At 60.9% G+C, this 14,407-nt stretch carries 16 protein-coding genes; 5 read left to right on the plus strand and 11 right to left on the minus strand.

Features of this window, described 5'->3' with window-relative positions:
• Positions 1-115: 115 nt before the first annotated feature.
• The 5 genes from FPT15_RS02145 to dadA form a co-directional block, all read right to left on the minus strand.
• Positions 116-532, minus strand: a complete 417-nt coding sequence (locus FPT15_RS02145) for a cytochrome c5 family protein (protein WP_065931891.1) — start codon at positions 530-532, stop codon at positions 116-118.
• 182 nt (positions 533-714) lie between these two features.
• The gene (locus FPT15_RS02150; protein WP_017135864.1) at positions 715-1,263 is read right to left on the minus strand and encodes a cupin domain-containing protein; all 549 of its coding nucleotides are present in this window, start codon (positions 1,261-1,263) and stop codon (positions 715-717) included.
• Between the two features lie 116 nt (positions 1,264-1,379).
• A complete protein-coding gene (gene alr, locus FPT15_RS02155; protein WP_145158108.1) occupies positions 1,380-2,453 on the minus strand; it encodes an alanine racemase in 1,074 nt (357 codons plus the stop codon).
• Between the two features lie 80 nt (positions 2,454-2,533).
• Positions 2,534-2,887 carry a RidA family protein gene (locus FPT15_RS02160; protein WP_145158111.1) on the minus strand — a complete coding sequence of 118 codons (354 nt, stop codon included), beginning with the start codon at positions 2,885-2,887 and terminating at the stop codon, positions 2,534-2,536.
• Positions 2,859-4,160 (minus strand): D-amino acid dehydrogenase, encoded by a 1,302-nt coding sequence (gene dadA / locus FPT15_RS02165; protein WP_145158114.1) that lies wholly within the window; start codon positions 4,158-4,160, stop codon positions 2,859-2,861. Before dadA ends, FPT15_RS02160 begins: the two co-directional genes overlap by 29 nt.
• A gap of 156 nt (positions 4,161-4,316) precedes the next feature.
• Here dadA and FPT15_RS02170 point away from each other — a divergent pair, with 156 nt between their 5' ends.
• Positions 4,317-4,805, plus strand: coding sequence for an Lrp/AsnC ligand binding domain-containing protein (locus FPT15_RS02170; protein WP_003176896.1), 489 nt, complete (start codon positions 4,317-4,319; stop codon positions 4,803-4,805).
• Between the two features lie 127 nt (positions 4,806-4,932).
• Here the strand turns inward: FPT15_RS02170 and FPT15_RS02175 are convergent, their stop codons facing one another.
• Complete coding sequence (locus FPT15_RS02175) at positions 4,933-5,286, minus strand: YkgJ family cysteine cluster protein (protein ID WP_016975913.1); 354 nt, start codon at positions 5,284-5,286, stop codon at positions 4,933-4,935.
• A gap of 115 nt (positions 5,287-5,401) precedes the next feature.
• Here FPT15_RS02175 and FPT15_RS02180 point away from each other — a divergent pair, with 115 nt between their 5' ends.
• Positions 5,402-6,694 (plus strand): FAD-binding oxidoreductase, encoded by a 1,293-nt coding sequence (locus FPT15_RS02180; protein WP_145158117.1) that lies wholly within the window; start codon positions 5,402-5,404, stop codon positions 6,692-6,694.
• Here the strand turns inward: FPT15_RS02180 and FPT15_RS02185 are convergent, their stop codons facing one another.
• Positions 6,695-6,919 carry a DUF1127 domain-containing protein gene (locus FPT15_RS02185; protein ID WP_145158120.1) on the minus strand — a complete coding sequence of 75 codons (225 nt, stop codon included), beginning with the start codon at positions 6,917-6,919 and terminating at the stop codon, positions 6,695-6,697.
• Positions 6,920-7,084: 165 nt separating this feature from the next.
• Here FPT15_RS02185 and FPT15_RS02190 point away from each other — a divergent pair, with 165 nt between their 5' ends.
• Positions 7,085-8,509 carry a PLP-dependent aminotransferase family protein gene (locus FPT15_RS02190; RefSeq protein WP_145158123.1) on the plus strand — a complete coding sequence of 475 codons (1,425 nt, stop codon included), beginning with the start codon at positions 7,085-7,087 and terminating at the stop codon, positions 8,507-8,509.
• Between the two features lie 62 nt (positions 8,510-8,571).
• Complete coding sequence (locus FPT15_RS02195) at positions 8,572-10,140, plus strand: phospholipase D family protein (RefSeq protein ID WP_145158126.1); 1,569 nt, start codon at positions 8,572-8,574, stop codon at positions 10,138-10,140.
• Positions 10,141-10,264: 124 nt separating this feature from the next.
• Here the strand turns inward: FPT15_RS02195 and FPT15_RS02205 are convergent, their stop codons facing one another.
• Both FPT15_RS02205 and FPT15_RS02210 read right to left on the minus strand, forming a co-directional pair.
• A complete protein-coding gene (locus FPT15_RS02205) occupies positions 10,265-11,407 on the minus strand; it encodes an MFS transporter (protein ID WP_145158129.1) in 1,143 nt (380 codons plus the stop codon).
• Between the two features lie 187 nt (positions 11,408-11,594).
• A complete protein-coding gene (locus tag FPT15_RS02210; RefSeq protein ID WP_145158132.1) occupies positions 11,595-13,088 on the minus strand; it encodes an aldehyde dehydrogenase in 1,494 nt (497 codons plus the stop codon).
• Between the two features lie 230 nt (positions 13,089-13,318).
• On the opposite strand from FPT15_RS02210, the gene FPT15_RS02215 reads away from it, so the two are divergent.
• Entirely contained in the window at positions 13,319-13,681 is a 363-nt protein-coding gene (locus tag FPT15_RS02215; protein ID WP_145158135.1) for a cupin domain-containing protein, read from the plus strand.
• 71 nt (positions 13,682-13,752) lie between these two features.
• Here the strand turns inward: FPT15_RS02215 and rpmG are convergent, their stop codons facing one another.
• A complete protein-coding gene (gene rpmG, locus FPT15_RS02220; protein ID WP_003176906.1) occupies positions 13,753-13,908 on the minus strand; it encodes a 50S ribosomal protein L33 in 156 nt (51 codons plus the stop codon).
• Positions 13,909-13,919: 11 nt separating this feature from the next.
• A complete protein-coding gene (rpmB, locus tag FPT15_RS02225; RefSeq protein ID WP_003176907.1) occupies positions 13,920-14,153 on the minus strand; it encodes a 50S ribosomal protein L28 in 234 nt (77 codons plus the stop codon).
• Between the last annotated feature and the right edge of the window lie 254 nt (positions 14,154-14,407).

The raw sequence follows: 14,407 nt of genomic DNA on the forward strand, positions 1-14,407 counted from the left end.
CCATGATTAGGGGTTGGACCGAGCTTGCCGGGTCTTTGCTGCAATGAACAGCCTGCAAACTTAAATCACGGGCACAAAAAAGCCGCTGGGCAGCGGCTTTTTGGCGAAGATCGGTTTATTTAAGCCCCGACATCTTCTCGATCGCACCTTTAAGCTCGTCATCCGAGCAATCGGCGCAGGTGCCTTTAGGCGGCATGGCGTTGAGGCCAGTGATCGCCTTGGCGAGCAGGCCGTCGAGGCCGCCCTGGTGATCGGCGCGGTCTTTCCAGGCAGCGGTGTCACCGATTTTCGGTGCGCCCAGCAGGCCGGTGCCGTGGCAGGCGTTGCAGTGCTTGGCGATCACGTCATCCGGCGTTTTTGCACCGCCGCCGCCACCGGCTGCCACCGCCACTTCCATCCCTTTGCATTCCTGGCCCTGAACACAGACTTGGCCGACAGGCTCCAGGCGCTTGGCAATTTCATCATTGGTCGCAGCTTGAGCGCTGACAGCCCATAGGGCCAGTACGGTTGCTGGTGCAGCCAGCATTTTCATAATTAGGTTCACGCGTTCACCCTCAATGGTGGCTATTCACGCCTGCGGCCACGGTTTCGCAGGCGGCGAAAGTATAACGGTTAGCCCGTCTGGCCGAAACAACCCTATTAAATAAAGGGAGATTCAGCCCTGCGGCGTACAGCTACGGGAGTGTCTGCAACGCTGGCAGCACGCCTCTTGTGTCAAAAGTTCGCGGGTGTGGCTGCGCTGATTAGTCGCGCAGGCACGTCGAACGGGTTGCGAAAACGATGGGGCTTGGTGCTTTCAAAGTAGTAGCTATCGCCGGCTTCGAGCACAAAAGTTTCAAGACCGACCACCAACTCCAGGCGACCTTCCACCAGAATTCCGGTTTCCTCGCCTTCGTGGGTGAGCATTTCTTCGCCGGTGTCGGCGCCCGGCGGGTAAATCTCGTTGAGAAACGCGATCGCCCGGCTCGGGTGTGCGCGGCCGACCAATTTCATGGTGACGGCGCCGTCCGATATGTCGATCAGCTCATTGGCTTTATAGACGATCTGGGTCGGTTTTTCCTGGAGGATCTCCTCGGAAAAGAACTCGACCATCGACATGGGGATGCCGCCCAGCACCTTGCGCAAGGAGCTGATTGAGGGGCTGACACTGTTTTTTTCGATCATCGAAATGGTGCTGTTGGTGACACCCGCGCGCTTGGCGAGCTCGCGCTGGGAAAGACCCTTCAGTTTACGGATGGATTGCAGTCGTTCGCCGACGTCCAATGCAGGAGCCTCCTAGGATTCAGGCGTTGTTGTAATTGAGCGTTATCATGGCGACAGCGTTCAGTATTTACAACACTTGGGCCTAAATCCTGGTCAGCTCCACTCGTAGGCCGTGTTCAAGCCCCGGAATAGAGCCTTGGCACGCGGCGCAGGTTGCAGAAGATCTGGTAGGGAATGGTCTCGGCAGCAGTCGCAACGTCGCTGGCGAGAATAGTTTTGCCCCACAGCTCCACGGTGGAACCGAGCCCGGCCTGCGGCACGTCGGTGAGGTCGACACACAGCATGTCCATGGATACACGACCCAGCAACTGGCTGCGCTGGCCCGCCACCAACACCGGTGTGCCAGTGGGCGCGTGACGTGGATAACCATCGGCATAGCCCATGGCGACCACGCCGATCCGCATCGGTTTGGGTGTGATGAACTTGGCGCCGTAGCCCACCGGCTCGCCGGCCGGCAGTTCGCGCACGCAGATGACTTTGGATTCGAGCGTCATCACCGGCTGCAAGCGCGCGGCAATCGCCTGGTCTTCACCAAACGGCGTGGCGCCGTAGAGCATGATGCCTGGGCGCACCCAGTCGCTGGACACGTTCGGCCAGCCCATCACGGAAGGCGAGTTGCGCAGGCTCACCTCGGCCGACAAGCCTTGGCGCGCCGCTTCAAACACCGCCACTTGTTCATTGCTGCGTACACAATCGAGCTCGTCGGCACGGGCGAAGTGGCTCATCAATACGATTTTCGCCACTTTACCGCTGGCCAGCAGGCGCTGGTAAGCCTCGTGGTAATCCTTGGGATGCAGGCCGACACGATGCATACCCGAATCCAACTTGAGCCAGATGGTCAGCGGCTTGCTCAACCGGGCCTGCTCAATCGCGTCCAACTGCCACAACGAATGCACCACGCACCAGAAATCATGCTCGATGATCAGCGGCAGCTCGTCGGCTTCGAAGAACCCTTCCAGCAACAGCACCGGCGCGCGAATCCCCGCGGCACGCAGCTCCAGCGCTTCCTCGATGCACGCCACGGCAAACCCGTCGGCTTCGGCTTCCAGCGCCTGGGCCACGCGCACGGCGCCGTGGCCATAGGCATCGGCCTTGACCACGGCGAGGGCCTTGGCCCCCGTGACTTCACGGGCCAGTTGGTAATTGTGGCGCAGGGCTTGGAGGTCGATCAGGGCACGGGCAGGACGCATGGCGGCAGGCTTCTAGGCGGCAGAGTGAAGAAAAAACCGGCACCGACAGACAGCGCCGGCACCGGGAGAGGGATCGTTGGTTAAGGCAGCGCGGCCACGACAGACAGCTCTACCAGGATTTCCGGTTCGCACAGCTTGGCTTCAACCGTGGCACGGGCCGGGGCAACGCCTTTAGGCAGCCACTTGTCCCACACCGCGTTCATGCCGGCGAAATCGGCGTCGATGTCTTTTAAGTAGATCGTCACCGACAGCAGTTTGGATTTGTCGGTGCCGGCCAAGTCCAGTAAACGCTCGATGTTGGCCAGGGTTTCACGGGTCTGCTGTTCAATCCCGGCACTCATGTCGTCGCCGACTTGCCCTGCCAGATACACGGTACCGCTGTGAACAACGATCTGGCTCATGCGCTCATTGGTGAGCTGGCGCTGGATTGACATGTTTTGCGGACTCCTGGTGGTTGCCGTAACGGGAAATATCGAGGCCTTCGGCGCTGATCTGCGGGGTTTTCTTCGCCATCAGGTCGGCCAGCAAACGACCAGAGCCACAGGCCATGGTCCAGCCAAGTGTGCCGTGCCCGGTATTGAGGAACAGATTCTTGAAGGGCGTGGCACCGACAATCGGCGTGCCGTCGGGTGTGGTCGGGCGCAGGCCGGTCCAGAACGTGGCTTCGGTCAAATCGCCGCCCTGAGGATAAAGGTCGTTGACGATCATCTCCAGGGTTTCACGCCGGCGCGGGTTCAGCGACAGGTCAAAACCGGCGATTTCAGCCATGCCGCCAACGCGGATGCGGTTGTCGAAACGGGTGATCGCGACCTTGTAGGTCTCGTCCAGAATGGTCGAGGTCGGTGCCATCGCCGGGTTGGTGATCGGCACGGTCAGCGAGTAACCCTTGAGCGGGTACACTGGCGCCTTGATCCCCAGCGGCTTGAGCAGTTTCGGCGAGTAGCTGCCGAGGGCCAGTACATAACGGTCTGCGGTTTCCAGCTTGCCGTCGATCCACACGCCATTGATGCGGTCGCCTGCGCAGTCGAGGCGCTGGATGTCCTGCTCGAAGCGGAACTCAACGCCCAACTGCTTGCACATGTCGACCAGGCGCGTGGTGAACATCTGGCAGTCGCCCGTCTGGTCGTTCGGCAGGCGCAGCGCGCCAGCAAGAATATCCGTGACGCTGGCCAGGGCCGGCTCAACGCGGGCGATACCGGCGCGGTCGAGCAGCTCGAACGGTACGCCAGATTCTTTGAGCACGGCGATGTCTTTGGCCGCTCCGTCCAGTTGCGCCTGGGTGCGGAACAATTGCGTTGTGCCGAGGCTGCGGCCCTCGTAGGCAATGCCGGTTTCGGCACGCAGTTCGTCGAGGCAGTCGCGGCTGTACTCGGACAGGCGGACCATGCGCTCCTTGTTCACTGCGTAGCGACTTTGGGTGCAGTTGCGCAGCATCTGCGCCATCCACAGGTATTGATCGATATCGGCGGTGGCCTTGATCGCCAGCGGCGCGTGGCGCTGCAGCAGCCACTTGATCGCCTTGAGCGGCACGCCCGGGGCAGCCCAGGGCGAGGCGTAACCAGGCGACACCTGGCCGGCGTTGGCGAAACTGGTTTCCATGGCAGCGGCTGGCTGACGGTCGACCACGACGACTTCAAAGCCGGCCCGCGCCAAATAGTACGCACTGGTCACACCAATGACGCCGCTACCCAAGACCAGAACGCGCATTTTTATATCCTCATCGCGGGCTTGGCCGCTGACGTGTGTTATTGGAGCAATGATGAGCGCAGTATAAAAAGCAACTGCCAGTGCATTTCACTATATAAATGCCTATATTTGGCGACAATTCTCGGCAAAAACCCTTTTCACAGAGGCGTATCCCCTATGCGTACCAACACCCAGACCAAGCGGGAGCTGGATAAGATCGACCGCAATATCCTGCGCATCCTGCAAACCGACGGGCGCATTTCATTCACGGAGCTGGGGGAAAAAGTCGGGCTGTCGACCACGCCGTGCACCGAGCGCGTGCGCCGCCTGGAACGCGAAGGGATCATCATGGGCTACAACGCGCGGCTCAATCCGCAGCATTTGAAGGGCAGTTTGCTGGTATTTGTCGAGATCAGCCTCGATTACAAGTCCGGCGACACCTTTGAAGAATTCCGCCGCGCCGTGCTCAAACTGCCCCATGTGCTGGAGTGCCATTTGGTGTCGGGGGATTTCGACTACCTGGTGAAAGCGCGCATTTCCGAGATGGCCTCGTACCGCAAATTGCTCGGCGATATCTTGCTCAAGTTGCCCCATGTGCGCGAATCAAAGAGCTATATCGTGATGGAAGAGGTGAAGGAAAGCCTGAACCTGCCAATTCCGGACTGACCGACACAATACGGTCAATGTGGGAGCGGGCTTGCTCGCGAAAGCGGAGTGTCAGTCACCAGACTCATCGACTGATTCACCGCCTTCGCGAGCAAGCCCGCTCCCACATTTTGACCGCGTATAGTCGCTAGACCAGCACCTGCCGGGTGCTGGCCATGTATTCGTGGATCTGCTTCTCAACCCGCGGATGAATCAGCTCCACCGGCCGCCGCCCGTTGGGGCACGGCAAGGTCTTGGTGGTGCCGAACAACCGGCAAATCAGCGGCCGCTCGTCATATACCGTGCAGCCGTTGGGCCCAAGGTGCACGCAGTTCAGCTCGTCCATGGCGGCGTCCTGCTCGGCTGCGGTCTTGCGTGGCAGGCGCGACATTTCCTCGGGCGAGGTGGTCACCGGCCCACAGCAATCGTGGCAACCCGGAACACACTCGAACGAAGGAATCTGCCTACGCAGCGCGCTGATTTTCTGACTGTTGCAACTCATCGGAACACATACCGGACGGCGAATAGGCGTGGATTCTGACGCAAAACGCCCTGCGCAGACAGCTTCGTCCGACCGCTGTATCCTGCGTCAAATTTTCCAAACAGGGATGCTCCCCATGACCGCCAGCGCCCGGCACACCGCTTCCTACTACGCCGCCAGCAGCGTCCCACAACCCGATTACCCGGCGTTGACGGGCGAGGTCAGCGCCGATGTGTGCGTGATTGGCGGCGGTTACTCTGGGCTCAACACCGCCCTGGAACTGGCCGAGCGCGGTTACAGCGTGGTGCTGCTGGAGGCGCGCAAGATAGGCTGGGGCGCCAGTGGTCGTAACGGCGGCCAGCTGATTCGCGGCGTCGGCCATGGCCTGGACCAGTTTGCCAACGTGATCGGCACCGACGGCGTGCGCCAGATGAAGTTGATGGGCCTGGAAGCCGTGGAGATCGTGCGCGAGCGCGTCGAGCGCTATCAAATCCCCTGCGACCTGACCTGGGGTTACTGCGACCTGGCGAACAAACCTCAGCACCTGCACGACCTGGCCGAAGATGCCGAAGAACTGCGCAGCCTCGGCTATCGCCATGAAGTGCGCCTGCTGCAAGCCAACCAGATGAGCAGCGTGATCGGTTCCGACCGCTACGTGGGCGGCATGATCGACATGGGCTCCGGCCATTTGCACCCGCTGAATCTGGCCCTCGGCGAAGCCGCCGCCGCGCAGAAGCTGGGCGTGAAGCTGTTCGAGCAGTCCGAAGTAACACGCATCGACTATGGCCCTGAAGTCAACGTGCACACCGCCCTTGGCAATGTGCGCGCCAAGACCCTGGTGCTGGCGTGCAACGCCTACCTCAATGGCCTCAACCCACACCTGAGCGGCAAAGTGCTGCCCGCCGGCAGCTACATCATCGCCACCGAACCATTGAGCGAAGCCCAGGCCGCCCACCTGCTGCCGCAGAACATGGCCGTGTGTGATCAACGGGTAACGGTGGATTACTTCCGGCTGTCCGCCGACCGCCGCCTGTTGTTCGGCGGTGCCTGCCATTATTCCGGGCGTGATCCACAGGACATCGGTGCCTACATGCGCCCAAAAATGCTCAAGGTGTTCCCACAACTGGCCGACGTGAAGATCGACTACCAATGGGGCGGCATGATCGGCATCGGCGCCAACCGCTTGCCACAGATTGGCCGGCTGGCCGATCAACCCAATGTGTATTACGCCCAGGCCTACGCCGGCCACGGCCTCAATGCCACGCACCTGGCCGGCAAGCTGCTGGCCGAAGCCATCAGCGGCCAGCAGCAGGGTCGTTTCGATTTGTTCGCCCAAGTGCCGCACATCACCTTCCCCGGCGGTAAACATTTGCGTTCGCCGCTGCTGGCATTGGGAATGCTCTGGCACCGGTTCAAAGAGCTGATCTGATCAATCGCGCCAGAACGGTTTCAGGCCCTCCTCGCGCGCTTGCTCGACGCTCAGCCCGACGTCGCGCAGTTGTTCGCGGGTCAAATGCAGCAAAGCCTTGCGCGTGTGGCAGCGATGCCAGAACAAACGCCAGCGGCTGATATCCCGCGGCGCCGTCGCCCGCTCCTGCCCTGCCTGCAATTCCTGACTGTGTAACATCAGACGCACATCGCTTATGCCGCTCATTTTGCTGCCCCTCATTTGCTTGTTGCCATGAGTGACTAGCGTGAGCGCAACGGCAAAACCATGACAGATTCAACGCATCTTTATTAAATCCATACAGATACTGCCCATGATCGCCTGAATCCTGTATTTTCCGCCTATCTGTACTGGTCCTCGGGAGCGACCGCCATGACCCTTTACGTCAACCTCGCCGAATTGCTCGGCACGCGCATCGAACAGGGCTTCTATCGCCCCGGCGATCGCTTGCCGTCTGTGCGCGCGTTGAGCGTTGAACATGGGGTTAGCCTGAGCACCGTGCAACAGGCCTATCGCTTGCTGGAAGACAACGGCCTGGCGATGCCAAAGCCCAAATCCGGCTACTTTGTGCCGGTTGGGCGCGAGCTGCCGGCGCTGCCCGAAGTAGGCCGCCCGGCCCAGCGGCCGGTGGAAATTTCGCAATGGGACCAGGTGCTGGAACTGATTCGCGCGGTGCCGCGCAAAGACGTCATACAGATGGGCCGTGGCATGCCGGATGTATTGTCACCGACCATGAAACCCCTGCTGCGCAGCCTTGCACGGGTGAGTCGCCGCCAGGATCTGCCGGGGCTGTATTACGACAACATCCTCGGCTGTATGGAGTTGCGCGAACAAATTGCACGCCTGTCATTGGATTCCGGTTGCCAGCTGACAGCCGAAGACATCGTGATCACCACCGGTTGCCATGAGGCGCTGTCCGCCAGCCTTCACGCGATCTGTGAACCGGGCGATATCGTCGCGGTGGACTCGCCAAGCTTTCACGGTGCCATGCAGACCCTTAAGGGCCTGGGCATGAAAGCCCTGGAAATCCCCACGGACCCGATCACCGGCATCAGCCTTGAAGCGCTGGAACTGGCGCTGGAACAGTGGCCGATCAAGGTCATTCAGCTGACGCCCAACTGCAACAACCCCTTGGGCTACATCATGCCGGAGGCACGCAAACGTGCGTTGCTGACCCTGGCCCAGCGCTTTGACGTGGCGATCATTGAAGACGATGTGTATGGCGAATTGGCCTACAGCTACCCTCGCCCGCGCACAATCAAATCCTTCGATGAAGACGGCCGCGTGCTGCTGTGCAGCTCGTTCTCGAAAACCCTGGCGCCCGGTTTACGCATTGGCTGGGTAGCGCCCGGGCGCTACCTGGAGCGGGTGCTGCACATGAAATACATCAGCACCGGTTCCACCGCGACCCAACCACAAATCGCCATTGCCGAGTTCTTGAAAAACGGCCATTTCGAACCGCATTTACGGCGGATGCGCACTCAATACCAGCGCAATCGCGACCTGATGCTCGACTGGGTCAGCCGCTACTTCCCGGCCGGCACGCGCGCCAGCCGGCCTCAAGGCAGCTTCATGCTCTGGGTGGAACTGCCGGAAGGCTTCGACACGCTCAAGCTCAACCGCGTGTTGGTCGAACAAGGCGTACAGGTGGCGGTAGGCAGTATCTTTTCCGCCTCCGGCAAATACCGCAACTGCCTGCGCATGAACTACGCTGCCAAGCCGACGCCGCAAATTGAAGAAGCAGTACGCAAAGTCGGCGCCGCCGCGATCAAGATGCTCGCCGAGACGCCAGACTGACCTTTCGCCGGAATTAGCCGTCATATGCCCACAATCGCCCTGACCTGGAAGCAGCGCCCTTGATGATCCAACGGCTTTTACCGTTTTTCCTGCTGGGCGCTCTGGCGCTGGGCGGCTGCGCAACAGTCGACACGCCGCGCATCCCCAGCGACGCCCTGCCCGCCGCGCAATCCTCATTCGGCCGGTCGATCCAGGCGCAGGCGGCGCCGCATCAAGGCCGCTCAGGTTTTCGTTTGCTGCCCAACAGCAGCGAAGCCTTCATGGCCCGCGCCGAACTGATCCGCAACGCCCAGAGCAGCCTCGACCTGCAGTACTACATCGTCCACGACGGCATCAGCACGCGCATGCTTGTGGACGAACTGCTCAAGGCCGCCGACCGCGGCGTGCGCGTGCGCATCCTGCTGGATGACACCACCAGCGACGGTCTCGACCAGGTCATCGCCACCCTCGCCGCCCACCCGCAGATCGAAATTCGCCTGTTCAACCCGCTGCACCTGGGCCGCAGCACCGGCGTCACGCGGGCCATGGGGCGCCTGTTCAACCTGTCGCTGCAACATCGGCGCATGCACAACAAGTTGTGGCTGGCGGACAACAGCGTCGCCATCGTCGGCGGCCGCAACCTGGGCGACGAGTATTTCGACGCCGAGCCCAACTTGAATTTCACCGATATCGACATGCTCAGCGTGGGCCCGGTGGCCGAGCAACTCGGGCACAGCTTCGATCAGTACTGGAACAGCGCACTGAGCAAGCCGATTGATGACTTCGTCTCCAACAGCCCCTCCAAACGTGACCTGGCCGCCGCCCGCGTGCGCCTGCAAGATTCGCTCGCCGAGTCCCGCCAGCAGAACCATGCGCTGTACAACCGCTTGCGCACCTACCAGACCCAGCCACGCATGGGCATCTGGCGCCGCGAGTTGATCTGGGCCTGGAACCAGGCGCTGTGGGACGCGCCGAGCAAGGTGCTGGCCAAGGCCGACCCGGACCCGCAGTTGCTGCTGACCACCCAACTGGCGCCGGAGCTTGAAGGCGTCAACCATGAGCTGATCATGATTTCGGCGTATTTCGTCCCCGGCCAGCCTGGGCTGGTGTACCTGACCGGCCGAGCCGACGCGGGAGTGTCTGTGAGCTTGCTGACCAACTCGCTCGAAGCCACCGATGTACCGGCGGTACATGGCGGCTATGCGCCGTACCGCAAGGCACTGCTGGAGCACGGCGTAAAACTCTACGAGCTGCGCCGCCAACCCGGCGACCCCAGTGCAGGCAGCGGCCCGCATCTGTTTCGCCGGGGCTCGCTGCACGGCTCGGACTCCAGCCTGCACAGCAAGGCGATGATCTTTGATCGGGAAAAGTCGTTTATCGGCTCGTTCAATTTTGACCCGCGCTCAGTGCTGTGGAACACCGAAGTCGGCGTGCTGGTGGACAGCCCCGAGCTGGCGGAACACGTGCGCAACCTGGCGCTGCAAGGTATGGCGCCGGCGCTGAGCTACCAGGCGAAATTGCAGGATGGCCAAGTGGTATGGGTCACTGAGGATAACGGCCAACTGCACACGCTGACCGATGAACCCGGCAATTGGTGGCGCAGGTTTAATGCCTGGTTTGCCACTTCAGTCGGTCTGGAGCGGATGCTTTAGGAACAATGAAGATCCAGTGTGGGAGCGGGCTTGCTCGCGAATGCGGTGGATCAGTCAATATTGCCGTTAACTGACACACCGTATTCGCGAGCAAGCCCGCTCCCACATTCGATCCCATTTCAAATCAGGCGGGCTGTGCGACGCCAAATGCCCCCTGGCGCAACAGCAGCACCACCAGCCCCAACGCGCCGGCCGCCATCAGCAACGGCAACGCGTGCCCGCTGATCCACTGGCTGCCCGCACCGGCCACCAACGGCCCTATCAAGCAACCGATGCCCCACAACTGCGCCACGTGAGCATTCGCGCGCACCAGCGCATCGTCGCGGTAACGCTCGCCGATCAGGATCAGCGACAAGGTGAACAATCCACCGGCACTGGCGCCGAAGATCACCCACACCGGCCAGATCAGCGGGGTGTGCATCAGCAGCGGAATCGCCAGGCTCGAGATCAGCAACAGCACCGCACAGCTCAAGAACAGCGTGCGACGCGGCAGGTAGTCAGCCAATGCGCCGATGGGCAATTGCAACAGCGCATCGCCCACCACCACCGTGCTGACCATGGCCAAGGCGACCTCGGCCGTGAAACCCTGTTGCAGGCAATACACCGGCAGCAGCGTCAGAATCATCGCTTCGAACGCCGCGAATAAAGCCACCGCCCAGGCAATCGCCGGCAGGCTCAGGCAAAAACGCCATAAGTCGCCAAAGGTGACACTGAAGGATTCAGCCGTCGGCGCGCCGGAGCGCCCCAGCAACAGCAGGGGCGCGACCATCAGCAGGCCCACGCCCACCCAGAAGCCGTAATCATGGTCGGTGCCGATCAGACCCAGCAGCAGCGGCCCCGACAGCTGGCTCAAGGCATAACTGCAGCCATACAGCGCCACCAGGCGGCCACGCCATTGCTCCACTACCAACTGGTTGATCCAGCTTTCGCCAAGGATAAATACGATGGTCAGGATCACCCCGATCATCAGCCGCAACACCAGCCAGACCGGATAGCTAGGCAGGATTGCCAGCAAGCCGATGGACACTGCACCGGCCCACAGACACAGGCGCATCAGGTTGGCGGTGCCCAGCCATGAGGCCATGCGGCTGGAGACCTTTGCGCCCAGCAGTACGCCGAAGGCCGGCATGGCCGCCATCACCCCAATGGCGAAACTGCCGTAGCCCCAGCCTTCAAGGCGCAGGGACACCAGCGGCATGCTGACGCCCAGGGCCAGGCCGACACTCAGTACCGAGGCCAGGACGGCGAAATAAGTCGCCCAACGCATGTCCACGCTCCTGTGGATAATTTTCAGGATTTCAAACGAACTGTAGGAGCGAGCCTAGGTGGGAGCCGGGCTTGCCCGCGATGCAAGCACCTTGGTGTGTCAGTCACACCTCGGTGATGCTATCGCAGGCAAGCCAGCTCCCACAAAAGCCAGCTCCCACATTTGGCCTGCGGTGTTTCCTACAGGGTTACAGCTTGATCCAGGTCGCCTTCAGCTCGGTGTACTTGTCGAACGCGTGCAGCGACTTGTCGCGACCGTTACCGGACTGCTTGAAGCCACCAAACGGCGCGGTCATGTCACCGCCATCGTACTGGTTGACCCACACGCTACCGGCGCGCAAGGCCTTGGCCGTCAGGTGCGCCTTGGAGATATCCGCAGTCCACACCGCTGCGGCCAGGCCGTACTGGGTGTCGTTGGCGATGGCGATGGCTTCTTCGGCACTGTCGAAGGTGATCACCGACAGAACCGGGCCAAAGATTTCTTCCTGGGCAATCTTCATGGCGTTGGTCACGCCGTCGAAAATCGTCGGTTCAACGTAAGTGCCACCGGTTTCTTCCAGGGTGCGCTTGCCGCCCGCAACCAGCTTGGCGCCGTCGGCGTGGCCAGCTTCGATGTACGACAGCACGGTATTCATCTGCTGGGTGTCCACCAGCGCACCGACGTTGGTTGCCGGGTCCAGCGGGTTGCCTGGCTTCCAGCCTTTGAGGGCCTCGATCACCAGCGGCAGGAATTTATCCTTGATGGAGCGCTCCACCAGCAGACGCGAACCGGCGGTGCAGACTTCGCCCTGGTTGAAGGCGATGGCGCCAGCGGCGGATTCGGCCGCCGCTTGCAGGTCCGGAGCATCGGCGAACACGATGTTCGGGCTCTTGCCGCCCGCTTCCAGCCACACGCGCTTCATGTTGGACTCGCCGGAACGAATCAACAGCTGCTTGGCGATTTTGGTGGAGCCGGTGAACACCAGGGTGTCGACGTCCATGTGCAGCGCCAGCGCGTTGCCAACCGTGTGGCCGTAGCCCGGCAGCACGTTGAACACGCCTTTTGGAATACCGGCCTCAACGGCCAGGGCCGCGATACGGATGGCGGTCAGCGGGGATTTTTCGGACGGCTTGAGGATCACCGAGTTACCGGTGGACAACGCCGGGCCGAGTTTCCAGCAGGCCATCATCAGAGGGAAGTTCCACGGCACGATCGCGCCGACAACGCCGACCGGCTCGCGGGTCACCAGGCCCAATTGATCGTGCGGAGTGGCGGCGACTTCGTCGTAGATCTTGTCGATGGCCTCGCCGCTCCAGCTCAGCGCGTTGGCTGCGCCAGGCACGTCAATGCCCAGGGAGTCGCTGATCGGCTTGCCCATGTCCAGGGTTTCGAGCAGGGCCAGCTCTTCGGCATTGGCCTTGAGCAGCGCGGCGAAACGGATCATGACGGACTTGCGCTTGGCCGGTGCCAGACGTGACCAGACGCCGGAATTAAAGGTGGCGCGGGCATTTTCTACAGCGCGCTGGGCGTCGGCGGCGTCGCAGCTGGCGACGGTTGCCAGCAGGCGGCCATCGACCGGGCTGATGCATTCGAACGTGTCACCGGAAACAGCGGCGGTGTATTCGCCATTGATGTAGGCGCGGCCTTCGATCTTCAGATCCTTGGCGCGTTGTTCCCAGTCGGCACGGGTCAGGGTGGTCATGCGAGTGTCCTCCTCTTATTGAATACAAGGGCCAGGTGATGTCCCCCGGCAGCCTCAAAGAATTCTTGCCCGGCCAGCCTGCTGTTCGGCTCAAGGCAGCTGCCACCCTAAACCAGCGGCTGGGGGTGTTTCAATATATTTGACACAACGCCGGTAAACGCCCTTGCGATGTTCATTTTAATAAACATAGACTTTGGACTCTCCAACCGCAGGCCAGACGGGACACGCACATGAGCATCCAGGACATCGTCGACTTCAGCCAAGCCAATACCGCCCCCGAACGCTACCGGCCGGCTGCCGAAAAAGTCCTCAAGGGCGATCCCGAGCAAACCCTCTACAACCACTACAACAGCCCGTGCGGCCAGATGAGCGCCGGGGTCTGGGAAGGTGAAGTCGGGCAATGGAAGGTCAACTACAGCGAGCATGAGTACTGCGAGATCGTGCAGGGCGTTTCGGTGCTGCGCGATGCCGATGGTAACGCCAAGACCTTGCGTGCTGGCGACCGCTTCGTGATCCCCGCGGGTTTCAGCGGCACCTGGGAAGTGCTGGAACCGTGCCGCAAGATCTACGTGGTGTTTGAACAGAAAGCCTGATCAGCAAATCACAGGCAAAAAAAAGCCCGACTCGTGAGAGACGGGCTTTTTTTCACAAGGAAGAAAATCAATTACTTGATTTTGCCTTCTTTGTAGATCACGTGCTTGCGAACGCGCGGGTCGAACATTTTCTTTTCGAGCTTGTCCGGGGTAGTACGCTTGTTCTTGTCGGTAGTGTAGAAGTGACCAGTACCGGCGCTAGAGATCATTCGAATCAATTCACGCATGATAAAGCTCCTTAGATCTTGCCAGCGGCGCGGATTTCGGCCAGCACGACAGTGATGCCGCGCTTGTCGATGATACGCATGCCTTTGGCAGATACACGCAGGCGAACAAAACGTTTCTCTTCTTCAACCCAGAAGCGGTGATGCTGCAGGTTCGGCAGGAAACGACGACGGGTTTTGTTATTTGCGTGGGAAATGTTATTCCCAGTCACCGGACCCTTACCGGTAACTTGACAGACTCTCGACATGCCTCAGCCCTCTAAAACCACATGCCCAACCCGGCATGGGTTGGCCGCTTAATCTCTCAGTCATTTGGCGCCAGGCGCCGCGTTTCTTTAAGGGTCTTACCGGCTACACCTACAGTGAAGGAACCGGGCCCCTAGAAAAGAGCGCTGCTTTATACCAGAAAGACCAAGGTGCAACAACAGCCCGTGTGTTTTTACCGGCGTAAATCTTGGCGACAGACGCCTGAACCGTTGCCAGGAGTGGCCGCTGTCACAGC

The organism is Pseudomonas sp. RGB (assembly GCF_007713445.1).
In the GTDB taxonomy this organism is placed as follows: domain Bacteria; phylum Pseudomonadota; class Gammaproteobacteria; order Pseudomonadales; family Pseudomonadaceae; genus Aquipseudomonas.

Excerpts from the sequence above, each read along its gene's own strand:
- FPT15_RS02210 (WP_145158132.1), bottom strand. The coding sequence starts at position 13,088 with ATGACCACCCTGACCCGTGCCGACTGGGAACAACGCGCCAAGGATCTG.
- FPT15_RS02175 (WP_016975913.1), bottom strand. The coding sequence starts at position 5,286 with ATGAGTTGCAACAGTCAGAAAATCAGCGCGCTGCGTAGGCAGATTCCT.
- FPT15_RS02205 (WP_145158129.1), bottom strand. The coding sequence starts at position 11,407 with ATGCGTTGGGCGACTTATTTCGCCGTCCTGGCCTCGGTACTGAGTGTC.
- FPT15_RS02145 (WP_065931891.1), bottom strand. The coding sequence starts at position 532 with ATGAAAATGCTGGCTGCACCAGCAACCGTACTGGCCCTATGGGCTGTC.
- FPT15_RS02185 (WP_145158120.1), bottom strand. The coding sequence starts at position 6,919 with ATGAGCGGCATAAGCGATGTGCGTCTGATGTTACACAGTCAGGAATTG.
- FPT15_RS02180 (WP_145158117.1), top strand. The coding sequence starts at position 5,402 with ATGACCGCCAGCGCCCGGCACACCGCTTCCTACTACGCCGCCAGCAGC.
- FPT15_RS02160 (WP_145158111.1), bottom strand. The coding sequence starts at position 2,887 with ATGTCAATCCAGCGCCAGCTCACCAATGAGCGCATGAGCCAGATCGTT.
- FPT15_RS02190 (WP_145158123.1), top strand. The coding sequence starts at position 7,085 with ATGACCCTTTACGTCAACCTCGCCGAATTGCTCGGCACGCGCATCGAA.
- alr (WP_145158108.1), bottom strand. The coding sequence starts at position 2,453 with ATGCGTCCTGCCCGTGCCCTGATCGACCTCCAAGCCCTGCGCCACAAT.
- dadA (WP_145158114.1), bottom strand. The coding sequence starts at position 4,160 with ATGCGCGTTCTGGTCTTGGGTAGCGGCGTCATTGGTGTGACCAGTGCG.
- FPT15_RS02195 (WP_145158126.1), top strand. The coding sequence starts at position 8,572 with ATGATCCAACGGCTTTTACCGTTTTTCCTGCTGGGCGCTCTGGCGCTG.
- FPT15_RS02215 (WP_145158135.1), top strand. The coding sequence starts at position 13,319 with ATGAGCATCCAGGACATCGTCGACTTCAGCCAAGCCAATACCGCCCCC.
- rpmG (WP_003176906.1), bottom strand. The coding sequence starts at position 13,908 with ATGCGTGAATTGATTCGAATGATCTCTAGCGCCGGTACTGGTCACTTC.
- FPT15_RS02170 (WP_003176896.1), top strand. The coding sequence starts at position 4,317 with ATGCGTACCAACACCCAGACCAAGCGGGAGCTGGATAAGATCGACCGC.
- rpmB (WP_003176907.1), bottom strand. The coding sequence starts at position 14,153 with ATGTCGAGAGTCTGTCAAGTTACCGGTAAGGGTCCGGTGACTGGGAAT.